This is a genomic window from Arthrobacter sp. WCS2018Hpa-7, assembly GCF_031843805.1.
Lineage (GTDB): Bacteria > Actinomycetota > Actinomycetes > Actinomycetales > Micrococcaceae > Arthrobacter.
The window spans coordinates 41,170-55,227 of sequence record NZ_JAVTJB010000027.1; the positions used below are offsets into that span (position 1 = coordinate 41,170).

Below are 14,058 nucleotides of genomic sequence, written 5' to 3' on the forward strand. Positions count from 1 at the left end.
CCGCATGGATCCCGCCTCTTGTCCATGTTGCGTCGTGTCATTGGACGTTAGGTCATCAAATCAATGAATGCAGTTGACAGTCCAGCAAGGGGTGGTTGCGTGAAGGCAAGCGAACGAGCCTACGCTGTGCTGCGTGCGGAGATCATTGAGTGGCAATTGGTGCCCGGGACGGTGCTAGGGGAGGTCCAGCAGGCGGCCCGGCTGGGCGTATCACGTACGCCGCTACGGGAGGCCCTTTCGCGGCTGATTGCCGACGGACTCGCCACGGCTCAGCGGGGGAGAGGCGTTGTTGTCAGTGATGTCTCGTTGACGAGACTGGAGGAGCTGTTTGAGCTTCGCGAAGCGTTGGAGTCCAAGGCTGCGGCCTTGGCAGCTCAACGCGGTGAAAGGAACCGTTTCGCGACTCTAAGGGAACGTTTCGCAGCCTCGCACTTTCTCCTGGGTGACGATGCCCTGCAACGTCGGCGGTACTACGACCTTGCCACCGAATTGGATACAGCCATCGATGCAGCGGCCTGTAGCCCGTTCTTGGAGCGATCGCTCGAAGGATTACGCACACACATGGTCCGGCTCCGTCGGCTGCTGGCGGAGGATGTGCCACGGCTCCGACAGTCCGCGGCCGAGCACGCCGCCATTGCTGGTGCGATCGCTCAAGGCGATGTAGCACTCGCTGCGGCAGCTACTTCGGTCCATCTGAGCAACAGCCTGAACCACATCAAGTCAAAACAGCATAATTCCGGATTTAGAAAGGCAACTCATGGTTGAGCCGCATAAGGTACGTGTATACAAGAGCGAAGAGAACCTGCACCGCGAGGAGCAGTTGGCGCATAAGATCGCTGTGGTCGCCGCTGACACCGTCGAGGTATCCCCTGAGGTCACCGAGATGGTGATCAACCGGATCATCGATAACGCTTCGGTGGCTATCGCCTCGTTGAACCGGGCGCCGATCGTCGCGGCCCGTGCGCAGGCACTGACGCACGCGCCGAGTGCCAATGGCAAGGGTGCTGCAGTGTTTGGTATCAGCGAGCAGGTTTCCCCGGAGTGGGCCGCTTGGGCCAACGGTGTGGCCGTGCGTGAACTCGATTACCACGACACATTCCTGGCCGCTGACTACTCCCACCCGGGTGACAACATCCCGCCGATCCTGGCCGTTGCCCAGCACGTGGGATCCAACGGTGCGGATCTGGTCCGTGCCATCGCTACCGGGTATGAAATCCAGGTGAACCTGGTCAAGGCCATCTGCCTGCACAAGCACAAGATCGACCACGTCGCCCACCTCGGCCCCTCCGCCGCGGCCGGTATCGGCACGTTGTTGGGCTTGGATGTTGAAACGATCTTCCAGTCCGTAGGCCAGGCCCTGCACACCACCACGGCCACCCGGCAGTCCCGCAAGGGCGAAATCTCCACCTGGAAAGCCCACGCCCCGGCCTTCGCGGGCAAAATGGCAGTCGAAGCCGTGGACCGTTCCATGCGCGGCCAGACCTCTCCTGTGCCGATCTATGAAGGCGAAGACGGTGTGATCGCCTGGATGCTCGATGGCCCGGACGCCTCCTACGAGGTTCCGCTGCCGCTGCCCGGTGAAGCCAAGCGCGCCATCCTGGACACCTACACCAAGGAGCACTCTGCCGAGTACCAGGCCCAGGCGTGGATCGACCTCGCCCGCAAGTTGAACGGTGAGTATCCCGAGCTTAAGAACCCCGAGAACGTTGTCTCGGTGGTCATCAAGACCAGCCACCACACGCACGTTGTTATTGGCTCGGGTGCGAACGATCCCCAGAAGTACGATCCGACTGCGTCCCGCGAAACCCTGGACCACTCCATCCCGTACATCTTCACCGTCGCCCTGCAGGACGGCGCCTGGCACCACGTGGACTCCTACGCCCCCGAACGTGCTGCCCGTCCGGACACCGTGGAACTCTGGCACAAGGTCACCACCGTGGAAGACCCTGAATGGACGCGCCGGTACCACTCGTTGGACATCGCAGAGAAGGCCTTCGGCGGCACGGTTGTCATCACCCTCACGGATGGGTCGGTTGTCACCGACGAGATTGCGGTGGCCGACGCCCACCCTCTCGGTGCCCGGCCGTTCGCCCGCGAGCAGTACGTCAACAAGTTCCGCACTCTCGCTGCCGGCTTGGTGGAGGAAGCCGAAATCGAAAGGTTCCTCGCCGCCGTCGAGCGCGTCACTGAACTGGGCGAAGGCGAACTGGACCAACTGAACATCACTGCCGCGCCCGGCGTGATCGACCTCGCCGCAGCACCCAAGGGACTGTTCTAAATGCTGTACTCCAAAGTCACCCCCGAACAGAAACGCGTCAAGCTACGGGAGCTCCTGGCCTCCGGGACCGTGCAGCAGTTCCCGGGCGCGTTCAATCCGCTCTCGGCCCGGCTGATCGAGGAGAAGGGCTTCGCCGGGGTCTACATCTCCGGCGCCGTCCTGGCCAACGATCTCGGCCTGCCTGACATCGGCCTCACAACTCTCACCGAGGTAGCCACCCGGGCCGGGCAGATCGCCCGGATGACGGACCTGCCCTCACTGGTGGACGCGGACACCGGCTTCGGTGAACCCATGAACGTGGCCCGATCCATCCAGGAACTGGAGAACGCGGGCCTGGCCGGCTGCCACATCGAGGACCAATTCAACCCCAAACGATGCGGCCACCTAGACGGCAAGAACGTCGTGGACATCGACACCGCCACCAAACGCATCCGCGCCGCAGCAGACGCACGCCGCGACCCGAACTTCCTCATCATGGCCCGCACCGACATCCGCGCCGTCGAAGGAATCCAGGCCGCGCAGGACCGTGCCAAAGCACTGGTGGATGCCGGCGCTGACGCGATCTTCCCCGAAGCCATGCGTGACTTGAGCGAGTTCCAGGCCATCCGCGACGCCGTGGACGTGCCCATCCTGGCCAACATGACCGAATTCGGCAAAAGCGACCTCTTCACCGTCGACCAGCTCCAAGGCGTCGGCGTGAACATGGTCATCTACCCGGTCACCCTGCTCCGCAGTGCCATGGGCGCCGCAGAACAAGTCCTCGAAACGCTGAAGAGCCTCGGCACCCAGGAGGTACGGGTTCCGCAGATGCTGACTAGGGCACGTCTCTACGACCTGGTGGATTACGAGGCATACAACAAGTTCGATTCGGGAGTCTTTAACTTTCAGATTCCTGGCACGCGCTAAGCCTGCACACATTTCCCGGAGTCGGCACGCACTGTCTCGCAACAAGCACCTCGACGGCCGAGGGCCGTCCACGGGAAGCGGTTCAACTAATCGAACCGCAGACTCAGCGGATGGCGACGTAAGTCGCCATCCGCTGAGTCATTTGCGTGGAGGTAGGAGTGATAACCAACGGGCATCCATGACTGGATCCGCCCTCTGCTGACACTATGGCTGACGACGTTTCAGCCGATAATGGCGCTCAGAGGAGCTCTAGAGCACTTTTCGGCCGGAGCCGACCTCAGGGATCCTCACGAAATCCAAAGCGATCCTCAGGCGAGAGCACATTTAAGAGGACAAGGGCATCGTTCAACCGGGTATCTAGCGCCGCCGCAGTGGCCAAGGACCTGGGACTCGTGCCGCATTCACGATTTCTGTCCGAAATTGAAGGTCTATCACGGCGCAGGGTGTTGTGATCGAAGTTTTCTCGAGAGGCAGCCCCGAGATTCCCGTGGCCTAAAGCTGCACGCCTAGGATTCTTGTCCGTGTCTGATTTAGGGAGCGAGAGTGCGGCGACAGTTAGCATGAATACTTCAGGGTGACCCTTTCTACTCACAAGTGTGGCCCGCATAGTCCTTAGTTGGACTATGCGGGCCGGCTGTGCTCAGTCATGGATGACTAGGCTGATATTTTTCTATCCTCTGGCTACTGGCGTCCGCCGAACGATGGCACGCCTGCTGTGTGCCCTCCGTCCACAGGAAGTATGGCTCCAGTGATGAAGCTTGCGTCGGATGACAAGAGGAATGCAATGGCTGCAGCCACTTCGTCCGGTTCGCCTGGACGGCCAAGGGGGTGAGCAGCTTTGATTCGCTCAACGTTGGCTGGATCCTTGAACATGGGAGCTGTCATAGGTGTCCGAATCATGCCAGGTGCGACCGAATTTACTCTCACTCCCGACGCCGCGAGCTCCAAAGCCATGGTTTGAGTGGCGCCGACAACCGCAAACTTCGATGCCGCGTAAGGCAGCCGGTTAGGGTTTCCCCGAATGCCTGCAGACGAACTCACGTTGACGATAGCCCCCTCCTGGCCATCCGTAGTCAACGCATTCGCAAATGCCCTGCAGGCGTACAGAGTTCCCGCAAGGTTGACGGAGAGGACGCGATCCAACTCTTCGGGTGTGGTGTCCAAGACACTTCCGACTCCTCGTATACCAGCACTGTTGACAAGCCCATACAACGACCCGAACTTCGACTTGGCGCTCTCAATCACCGCAGCGGCTTGATCGAAGTCCGTGATGTCCGCTCCGACCGCCAAGACTCGCTCTTGCGGTTCAAGATCGGCCAGGGCCGATTCGACCGCGTCCCTGCTGAGGTCTGTCGCAACGACGAAAGCTCCCTCAGCATGCAGCCTTCTCGCTGTTGCGGCACCTATTCCGCTAGCTGCTCCTGTAACCACAATGGTCTTCCCATGAAGCCCGTTCATTCGTTAACTCCTTCTACTTTGTATACATCGCCACCGTGCTGGTGGCCGAGATCAACCTGCTGAGTGAAGGGTTGCTTGAACCCCTGGGGACTTCGGTGGAAATTCGTCGCACACCGCTCTCTCGAAGTCTTGGAAGCACGTCATGAAGTCGGGATCGCAAAAAGGCATCATCTGCGTCATGAAGAGGACGGCAATTTCACGATCCGGATCAATCCAGTAGTGGGTGTTCAACACCCCTGCCCACGTCAGCGAACCTGCAGCGCGCATACCCGGGACTGCGTCTTCGGTGCGGAAGAACGCAGCTGTGTGAGTCTTTCGTAGGCCAGGGCACGGTTCGACATCGTAAGAGATATTCGGAATATACGACTTGAGTACAGGCGTCGGAAGACTCACCGCCCCCAGCTGGTTCTCAAACATCAGCTGCATGGCGGCTTCGCCTACAACACGTTTGCCGTTGTGCACACCGCGGTTCAATACAAGCTGAAGGAAAGACATATAGTCCCGCGCACTGCCGTACAAAGCATTTCCCATGTGGTAAATTTCGGGATTCGGCGCTGGGAACATTTCGTGGGGTTCAAAGCTTCCGTCCTCATGTTTGAGGACGAGATTCGCAAGGCGGTCTCCCGTTTGGGTCCGCTCAAAGAAGGTGCTGGTCATATCCAGCGGATTCAGAATCTCCTCCTGCACGAACTGTTCGATAGGCCGCCCATCGAGTTTCGAAATCAGGGCACCCACCCAATCAGTCGATATGCCGTAGGCAAATCCTTCACCGGGTTCAAACAACAGCGGATAATTCAACGACTCCAAGGTTCCAGTCACATCGGATGGAGCGCCGGTTACCCGCGCGTATTCAGCCATCAAAGGGTAGAAGGCCTCGTAGCCCATCCCGCTCGTGTGAGTCAGTAAGTGCCGGAGGTTGGCCCGCGTCTTCGGTTTCCGGTACCGGGGTCCTTCCGGTGTCATTGCTTCCAGTACCTGGAGTCGGTCGAAGTCAGGCAGTACATCACCAACCGGTGTGTCCAAGGTGATCAATCCCCGGTCCACAGCCATAATTGCCATCAGGCTGCCGATAGCCTTTGTCATGGAAAATAGGCCGAAGACGGTATCTGGGCTGGCTAGATGGGTGGTGTTTGCGTGCCCTGCGCTATGCTCCCACTTGATGCCATCGCGGCCCGCGATCATTGCAACGACGAATGGTGCTACATCGCGCTCTACCGCGTAGTCGACAACTTTGTCCAAGCGCGACATGTTTACGTCCTTTCAATAAAACTTCGTTGTTTCTACTGCTTGGAGCTTCCACGCAACGGAGGAAACTCCGCTCCACGTAGGGCCGGACGGGACCGCTTATTCTGTTTGCGAGAGCGACGCGGGCAGAACGACAACGACCACCGTGCACGGACGGTCGGATCGGTTTCTCCACGCATGCCGTGTGCCCCGCTGCACCATGCAGTCGCCTTTCCGGAGCAATGCTTCCCCTTCGTCCATGATTGACCAGATCTCCCCTTCAACGACTGTGAGGATGTCTACAGTCTCTGTGCGGTGCATTCCGGCTATCTCATTGCCCGGACGCTCGGTTCCTTGGTCGCCGTAGAGGTCTTTCATTGATGCTTCGTAGTCGGCCATGCCCTGTGCATCGATTTGGTGGTCCGGCGGGAAAACTGCAAAACGGACGGCTAACCCGGAGGCTGCGGGGGCAGCAATCACGCCGGGTTGACCTGAGGCGTCGGCGTTGGCTTTGACTGGGAGAGCGTCAGCCCTCCAAATCTCCGTGACAGAAAGCCCCGTGGGCCGATGTGTCCAGTCGGTGACAACCTCATCGGAACTGATAATGGACCGTCCATCCGCACGTTCTCCTGTCACTACCCGCCGAGGGAGTGTTACGCCAGTAATGGAATCGTCAGCTGTTTCCGATGTACCCGATATGTCCGAGCTCATGCCGATGCCCTCAAACTTTGATATTGCATCTCTCTTGCCTTTCTTTCGCGGGCCTTCACACTGAGGGTGGCCACGGCCACACTGACGATGAGGGCCGCGCCGTTGAACATTTGTGTCACGCTGCTCGCAACGCCCAGGAGGGTAAATCCGTTGACTGCCACCGCGACGAGGAACAATCCGAACATGGTTCCCCATACGTTGTAGTGTCCCGGGCGAATGGCGGTCCTACCGAGAAAGACAGCCGCAAGGGCTGGGAACAGGTAGGAGATGGCGCTGGTTGCGTCACCGCCGCCGTTGGTGGATGTCAAGAGTGCCCCTGCTACGCCGGCCAAAGCTCCGGCCACGACATAGGTCAAAGCCACAGCCCGGCGTGTTCGTATACCAGCAAGTTGCGCAGCGAGCTCGTTGCTGCCAATTGCTGTCAGTTTCCGTCCAAAAGGCACTTGGTTCAGGAAGTACCAGGAGGCAACAGCCACCACGAGGAGGAGCCAGAAGGGAAGGGGAATACCCAGTAGTCTCTGTGTGGTCCAGAGTGAAAAGTCCAGCGGGATGTTGCTGGAGATAGTTTGGCCGCCGGTATAGAGGGCCAACGCTCCGGACCAGAAAATATATGTTCCCAGCGTTGCAATAAAGGGATCCAAATTTGCTCCCGCAACGAGGACTGCATTTATTGCACCCGCCAGCAACCCAACCAGAATTCCGGCAATGATGCCTACAAACACTGGTTGACCATGCTGGGAAACGAGGCTGGCAACCGCCACGTTGGACAGCCCAGCGACGGCCGCGACCGAAAGATCGAAGTAGCCGGCGACCAGCGGTATCACCATGGCAAGAGCTATCAGCCCCGTCACTGACTGATAGCCGAGCACGTTCTGGATATTTGGCAGGGAGCGGAAATGCTCGCCCGTGCTGGGCATCAATGCGAAGAGAGCGATAAGTAGTACCAGGAAGCCAGGTAGTCCTGCCTTCTCCAGGTAGTTTCGAACGTTGCGGTTGGCTCCGATGGTGCGCTCGGTTGCGCGCTCAGATGTACTAGTCATTGTTATCCCCACTTTTCATGTGGACGAGTTCGTTAAGGCGGTGGGCTGTCAGCTCATCACTAGGGACGGAGGCGGTTAGCCGTCCGTTTCGCAGAATCACGGCCCTGTCGACAAACTGCGCGAGTTCCTCAAAGTCAGAGCTGACTACAATCGCGGCGGCTCCGTTGGCCGTCACCTGGCGGACGAGAGCGTAGATATCAGAGCGTGCCCCCACGTCCACACCCTGCGTGGGCTCATCCAGTAAAAGAATGGAGGTCTCCTCACGGCGCAACCACCGAGCAAGAATGGCCTTCTGCTGGTTGCCACCGGACAGTGTCCGCATGGGAGATGCTCCCGAGGCCGCCTTCACGCCAAATCTTGTGCGCAGGACTTCGGCATCTCGACGCATTGACTCGCGGCGAAACCCGAGGCCCTTCCAGTAGCGGCCCAAAACAGAGACATCCATGTTTTCATCGACCGTCATATCCAGGAATGCCCCTGCACGGGGTCGATCTTCAGGGATCATGACCACTCCGGCCCGGATGGCTTGATCCATGCTGTTGAAATTGGCCACGTTGCCTTCCAACTTGATCTCACCTTCATCCTTCTTGAGGCCGCCATATAACGCCCGTAGTAGTTCCGTGCGACCAGAGCCGAGTAGACCTGCCACCCCAAGGACTTCTCCGCGACGGACCTCAAAAGTCACGTGCCGAACCGGACCTGCTCCCAAGTTCGTTACGGTCAAAATGGGGTCGCCGGATGCTGAGGCTTGCGAGCGGCGAGGTTCAAGCTCCGCTGCAGTGCGTCCCACGATCGACTCAATGAGTTCGGCCTCGGTTAGGCTGCTGGTGCGGTGGTCCCTGTAAACGCGTCCATCGCGCATGACTGTTACCCGATCAGTTGCCGCTAGAACCTCGTCCAAACGATGGCTGACGAACAGGATTGCGTGACCTAATGCCGCCAGGCTGCGCATGGCTGCGAGTAGAACCTGGACTTCGGCGGCGGGCAGCGCAGCGGTAGGCTCGTCGAGCGCTACTACGCAGGGCTTGGCATCGACGTCCTGCAGGGCTGTCGCAATGGCGACCTGCGTCCGGACCGAGACAGGGAGATCACGGACGAGTGTCTCGGCAGTTGTCTGGATGCCATAGCGCTGAATCAGTTCCTCAGCCCTTTGCTTGACCTTACGCCACGAGACCCGCCCGGATGGGGTGGTTGGGTAGCGGGCACCCAGGGCGATGTTTTCGGCGACGCTCAAATCCGGGTAAAGTGGCGGATCTTGATGAACAACCCGAAACCCGAGCTCGTAGGACGTTTTAGCGTCAAGGTCAGATGCTTCGAGCTGGTGGCCACCAATTTTCACGGTCCCGGCGTCGGCTGGGCCAAACCCGGAGAGGATTTTGATCAGCGTGGACTTTCCGCAGCCATTTCCTCCGCATAAAGCGTGAACTTCACCGTAACGGACGTCAAGATCGATGTCCTTTAGCGCCTGAGTCCCGGGAAAGACTTTTGACAGCCCCCTTATTACCAGTGCATGGGGAACTTCGGTAGATGCCGTTTGTGTCCCCTGGACGCCTACAATAAGTGGTTCGGTCACTTCGTTTGTTCCAATCACTTCGTCGGGACCGGATGGGCCGGCGCTGGCTGCGCCGCCCCATCCGGGTTTCGACCGGTTGTTGCCAAGCCTGACCACGGTTAGCCGACTCCCCAGGCTTTCTTGTAGAGCTGCTCGAAGGGAACGGCTGTTTTGTATCCGTCACCTGATTGCTCAGGCATGTTGTGGTTCTTATCGATGGAAATGAACCCGACGCCCTGAGGGACTGACGGTTGCTTGTTGAAGTATCGATTCACTTGGTCCATGGCGGCCCATGAGAGCCACTCAGACGAACGTGCAACACCTTCAGCGTGCATCTGCCCGGATCGGACCAAGTCAAGTGCGGGGGCCGTACCGATGCCAGAGACGACCTTGGGTTTGCTGCCGCCCTGCAAGACTGCCTTTGCACCGCCAGCGTCTACGCCGTTTGTGTCGAAAGGCCACCAGACGTAGTTGGCATCGGGATACTTAATGAGGGCATTTCTCAGTGCTGTGACCCAAGGGCCGTTGGGAGCCAGATCTGTGACTGTCCATGAGACGTCAGTGGCAATGGAGCATCCTGAGCACTTTGCAAGCTCGCTCTTGAAACCACCGTTCAGTAAGTCAAACTGCGGGTCTCCTTGCCCCATCGATGTGATTACCTTGGCGGTGCCACCGGAATCAGCTGCCAGGAACTTCGCAGACCATGCGCCCCAGCCAGTCCACCAAGCTTTGTTATCGGGATAGGTTTCGCTATAGATCATCGGAATCGTGAACAATGAGGGGCCGGTTCCGGCATCCGAACAGTCCAACGTCTCCAAACCGAGCACGGGTACGCCGAGTTCCTTCGCCTGCTGCAGTTCGGGTTGAACAGTTGTGCAGGAGAAAGCATCTTGAATAATGGCGTCCGGTCGGGCGGCCAAAGCTGTACGCATTGCAGTCGCATAGCCGTTTGCCTGGTTCAGATTGCCGTCGGCGAGATGGAAGTCCCACCCAAGAGCCTTCGCGGCAGCCTCGCCGGCGGCCGCGTATGAGGCGCACGATTGAGTTTGCTGACCACAGGAAATCCACCAAACGCTCTTGCCCTTTGCAGGCGGCGGTGAAGTTACGGGTGGAGTTCCTTCGTTGCCCTTGAATACGGCTTCGAGCTCAGGAGAGGACGCGGCTTGCGTACCTCCCGCAGTTGAAGCCCCAGGACTGCCTGAGTCGCAGCCGGTGAGCACCATCGAGGACAGGGTGACACCCACGATTAATGCTGTGATACCCCGAGAATAGCTTCGCGCCATCGCGAGCCTCCGTCTTGTCGAAGAAACAGAAAGGGACGTGCAGTCTATTCACCCGATTCGAACTGACTTGTTCGGGATTATGAACTACTATACGTCATTGCGATCCAAACTGTAACCCAGGTCACTTGCAAGCACAAGCACTTTCGGGCGTCGTTTGCTGTTGCAAGGGGGATGTATAAAAGCGGATTGTGAAAATCCGGTTGTTTGATGCTATCAGTCAAGTGGATATGCGTCATCCGCTGCCGATTGTTACGTTCGTGTGCCGCCACCATGATTTAGGGCCGCCATGACTAAGAGTCGTGAAGCGGTCCACAGAACTGCTACAACTGGGTGCCCTTTGAGACGCCTGTGTTGCCGGTCAGACAACACAGGCGCCTGTACCGCGCCACCGCTGATGATTCGGGTTGTACAACAGGCTTCATGCGTCGGAGATTGAGACGCGTTGGTCAGCGTCATACACCAGGCCAATTTGGCGGCGTATCTCGTCCATGACCGTCATGACTGCGACGCTGTCGGAAGGCGGGAGTATGGTCCCAGCCGTCACGCGATCGCGAACCAGGCGTTCCACTTCAGCAGCTTGAAACTGCATCCCACGGCTTTTCACCGGCTCATCAAAGCGTTCTACAATTTTTCCCGAGGAATCGTACCTCGTAAAGGCCGTAGCGCCGTACCAGACCGAGTCGATCTCGACCCATCCCTTGGTGCCCAGTACTGCTGCGCGGTTCGGGCCGGCGCAGTCCAGTGAGCAGTCCAAGATAGCCTGTTGGCCGCCGTCGTAGGAGAAAACGACGGAGGTTTGTCGGTCGACACCGGTGCGCGTCATTGATGCGTCGGCGTGGATCTTCGCAGGGGTGCCGAGGAGGTCAACAGCGAAAGATACGGGGTAGATGCCTAGGTCCAATAGGGCGCCACCTCCGAGAGCGCGGTCGTTGAGCCGATGTGTAGGGTCTGTGGGCAAGGACTGGTTGTGATCCGCAGTCACCTTCCGCACCTCGCCTAGGTCGCCGGCTTGAATCAGCTCACGGAGTCGGACCATGTGGGGAAGGAAACGCGTCCACATTGCCTCGAGAACCACCAGACCCTTGCTTGCGGCCAAGTTGGCGAGTGCCGATGCTTCGTTGGAGTTGACCGTGAACGGTTTCTCGACAAGGACGTGCTTCCCAGCGTTAAGTGCAAGCATGGCGTTGGCGTTATGGAAGACATGAGGAGTGGCGACGTAGACGATATCCACCTCGGGATCGGACACCAGCGACTCGTAGCTGCCATGTGCGGTGGCGATGCCGTGCTCAGCACTGAACGTCTGACTCGATGCCAGGTTGCGGGAGCCCACAGCCTGAACTGTGAAGTCGTTCTCGATGAGATCTTTCGTCTGTATCCCTGCAATAAGGCCAGTGCCAAGGATTCCCCATCGGAGGGTGCGCGCAGAAGTGTTGATCATGGTTCACTTTCAGTTGTTGGTAGAAATGGTGTCGAGTGGATAGGCCACGAAGGCCAAACGCGTGGAATCTGGTGACCAGCTGTTGACGTTGATCGTCCCTTGGCCGCCAAACACGGACCAAGCTTGCAACGGAGTTTGCCAGTCGTCTGTTGAGACAAGTACGACGGCTACCGGCAGGTCGGCCGGGTGGCCTTCGGTTCCGGTGGGGAAGCGAAGGTAGCTCGCGTATTGCCCGTCAGGGGAGACATGAGGGAACCAGTCCACGGTGTCACTATCGAGCACCTGTTCGAAGCCTGTTCCATCGAGACGGATACGGGCAAGCTGGGCATGGCCTGGAGAGGTTGAGAATGATTCGGTGTTCAGGTACAGCCACTTGCCGTCAGGTGAGTACTCTGGCCCGTCACAGTGGCCTGGTCCGACGTCAATCCCTGCGGCAGCACCGCCGTCGGACGACAACTTCATGAGTCGCCCTGGCAGCGTGAAGTCACTTGCGTCTATGGCGACGAACGCTAACTCCGTGCCGTCCGGGCTGACGCCGTGGAGGAAATGAAATGCTCCGTCCTCTGTGGTTACTCGCCGTGTTGGGCCCCCCACGAGGGATGCGTAGTAGATGTGCCCGTCATTTGCGGACAGGTAGATGCCTGTCCCATCCGGTGCAAGAACATGATCGTTATTCAGGTCGGGGATGCCGCCAAGTGGTATCTGCTGGAGGACGCCAGAACGAATATCAAGGTTCCAGAGGTGCCCAGCTCCGTTCAGGATCAGCGACTTGCCGTCAAGCGTCCAATTGGGAGCTTCCAGCAGGGTGTCGGCACTTTCGAATATCAGCGTAGGATCGTCGGAATCGGGGGAGGCGATCCAAACTTCGGACCGTTGGCCTTGTCGCAGTTCACGAGGCTGGATAACGACATCGGATTTTGCGGCGGTCATGCTTTGTCCTGGGCTTTCGACTTTGGCTTTGTGCTTGTAAAGGATCCTCCGGCTAGCTCCTTGATACGAAGATTGCGCCAGCGGCACCGCGCGCCTCGGCCCCAGCGGGTTTCACCGAACATGGAGTCGTTGTCGTGGACTTCCAAGGCGATGTGCCCGCGTTCGCCGAGGACGCCAAGAACCGCTTGGGGATCATAATCGGGGGAGTTAAGCGCGGCCGTATTAAGTTCGGCGATTTTTAGGCCATTGATCCATGTAGTGATGATCGGCAGGGCGCCGACGCAGCGGATCCGCAGTTCGTTCCAGTCATTCCAGCGCCAGACGTTGAGAAAATCCCCGACGTCGGCCGCATAGCTGAGACGAGCACGCTTATCTTCCGTAACAGGCTCCACCGATGTGGCGGGGTCGTCAGGAATGAGGCCGGTCGGGCGGCCGTCGGCGTCAGTCGCAGCGTCGATAGCGAACGGCACAGCCGAGAAACTTGCCAGGCCGTTGCCGAAGAACCCTCCGATGCCACCGGAAGGGCGATGGTCCACCAAGACCTGGAAGCCTTCCCAGCTGTCGCGTTTCCTCCGGACCATCACACCTGTGTCCGCTGGCCAGTCCGGCCGCATCTCCAGGACCAGTTCGAAGTCACCGAAGGTCCGCTCGGTCACCAGATAACCGCCAAAGCCACTGCCAGGGAATTCTTGTTCACCGATCAGCATGCCGTCTTCAACAAACCAATGCGCGGGGTGTTTCTCCGGCTCAACTGGGCGGGCAATCCCACGGCTGTCAAATAGTTCGAGAACCTTCGGACCGCCAGGGTATGACGTTCCATAGATTCGCGGGATCGATCGCCAGCCAGCTAAATTATCGCCGTTGAACAAGCTCTCATAACCGATGTCTTTAGTCGTCACGCGGGGCTCCTGACTCTTGGGCGTAGCGCTCCCGGGTGGTACCGAACGGTACGCTGTCTGTGAGGGCTACCGTGAAGTCGTAATCACTATGGCGGGTAATGATGATGCCCTGCTTCCCTAAAAGAAGCGCCCGTTTCGTGGCCTTTTCATGGGCAGCATCCAGTTTTCTCTCCATTCCTGCGCGAGTAGTGGCCGTGAAGGCTATTTCGAAGTCAACTGGCATGCGCTAGTCTTTGCTGCTGAAGGCGGCGTCGAAGCTGGTTTGGGAGGCGGGGAAGTCGAATTTCTTGAGGGCGGCGAGGGCTTCGGGGGCGCCGTGGAGGCGGTCCATGCCGGCGT

Annotated in this window: 13 protein-coding genes and 1 pseudogene; 3 read left to right on the forward strand and 11 right to left on the reverse strand. The window is 58.8% G+C overall.

All coding sequences use genetic code 11. The annotated features are described in order from the left end of the window. Positions 1-99 precede the first annotated feature (99 nt). The 3 genes from RQH14_RS20825 to prpB are packed head-to-tail and all read left to right on the forward strand — an operon-like array spanning position 100 to position 3,184. Positions 100-765, forward strand: coding sequence for a GntR family transcriptional regulator (locus RQH14_RS20825; protein WP_311215031.1), 666 nt, complete (start codon positions 100-102; stop codon positions 763-765). Beyond that, positions 758-2,278, forward strand: coding sequence for an MmgE/PrpD family protein (locus RQH14_RS20830; RefSeq protein WP_311215032.1), 1,521 nt, complete (start codon positions 758-760; stop codon positions 2,276-2,278). Before RQH14_RS20825 ends, RQH14_RS20830 begins: the two co-directional genes overlap by 8 nt. After that, the gene (gene prpB, locus RQH14_RS20835; protein ID WP_311215033.1) at positions 2,279-3,184 is read left to right on the forward strand and encodes a methylisocitrate lyase; all 906 of its coding nucleotides are present in this window, start codon (positions 2,279-2,281) and stop codon (positions 3,182-3,184) included. A 681-nt stretch (positions 3,185-3,865) separates the two neighbouring features. Here prpB and RQH14_RS20840 read toward each other — a convergent pair. The 11 genes and pseudogenes from RQH14_RS20840 to RQH14_RS20890 all read right to left on the reverse strand — a co-directional run. Further along, positions 3,866-4,642 carry an SDR family NAD(P)-dependent oxidoreductase gene (locus RQH14_RS20840; RefSeq protein ID WP_311215034.1) on the reverse strand — a complete coding sequence of 259 codons (777 nt, stop codon included), beginning with the start codon at positions 4,640-4,642 and terminating at the stop codon, positions 3,866-3,868. Between the two features lie 51 nt (positions 4,643-4,693). After that, entirely contained in the window at positions 4,694-5,890 is a 1,197-nt protein-coding gene (locus RQH14_RS20845) for a serine hydrolase domain-containing protein (protein ID WP_311215035.1), read from the reverse strand. Between the two features lie 96 nt (positions 5,891-5,986). Next, entirely contained in the window at positions 5,987-6,577 is a 591-nt protein-coding gene (locus RQH14_RS20850; RefSeq protein WP_311215036.1) for a cupin domain-containing protein, read from the reverse strand. After that, entirely contained in the window at positions 6,574-7,617 is a 1,044-nt protein-coding gene (locus RQH14_RS20855) for an ABC transporter permease (protein WP_311215037.1), read from the reverse strand. Before RQH14_RS20855 ends, RQH14_RS20850 begins: the two co-directional genes overlap by 4 nt. Further along, on the reverse strand, positions 7,610-9,286 hold the full coding sequence (locus RQH14_RS20860) for a sugar ABC transporter ATP-binding protein (RefSeq protein WP_311215038.1): 1,677 nt from the start codon (positions 9,284-9,286) through the stop codon (positions 7,610-7,612). Before RQH14_RS20860 ends, RQH14_RS20855 begins: the two co-directional genes overlap by 8 nt. A gap of 2 nt (positions 9,287-9,288) precedes the next feature. Then, entirely contained in the window at positions 9,289-10,452 is a 1,164-nt protein-coding gene (locus tag RQH14_RS20865; RefSeq protein ID WP_311215039.1) for a substrate-binding domain-containing protein, read from the reverse strand. A 418-nt stretch (positions 10,453-10,870) separates the two neighbouring features. Further along, positions 10,871-11,890 carry a Gfo/Idh/MocA family oxidoreductase gene (locus RQH14_RS20870; protein WP_311215040.1) on the reverse strand — a complete coding sequence of 340 codons (1,020 nt, stop codon included), beginning with the start codon at positions 11,888-11,890 and terminating at the stop codon, positions 10,871-10,873. Between the two features lie 9 nt (positions 11,891-11,899). Beyond that, complete coding sequence (locus tag RQH14_RS20875; RefSeq protein ID WP_311215041.1) at positions 11,900-12,820, reverse strand: biopolymer transporter Tol; 921 nt, start codon at positions 12,818-12,820, stop codon at positions 11,900-11,902. Next, on the reverse strand, positions 12,817-13,719 hold the full coding sequence (locus RQH14_RS20880) for a DUF1080 domain-containing protein (protein ID WP_311215043.1): 903 nt from the start codon (positions 13,717-13,719) through the stop codon (positions 12,817-12,819). Before RQH14_RS20880 ends, RQH14_RS20875 begins: the two co-directional genes overlap by 4 nt. Beyond that, positions 13,709-13,942: a hypothetical protein gene (locus RQH14_RS20885; RefSeq protein WP_311215044.1), complete on the reverse strand. Its 234-nt coding sequence runs from the start codon at positions 13,940-13,942 to the stop codon at positions 13,709-13,711. The genes RQH14_RS20880 and RQH14_RS20885 overlap by 11 nt, the downstream gene beginning before the upstream one ends. Before the next feature lie 3 nt (positions 13,943-13,945). Continuing rightward, positions 13,946-14,058: pseudogene (locus RQH14_RS20890) on the reverse strand (sugar phosphate isomerase/epimerase); the annotation flags it as partial.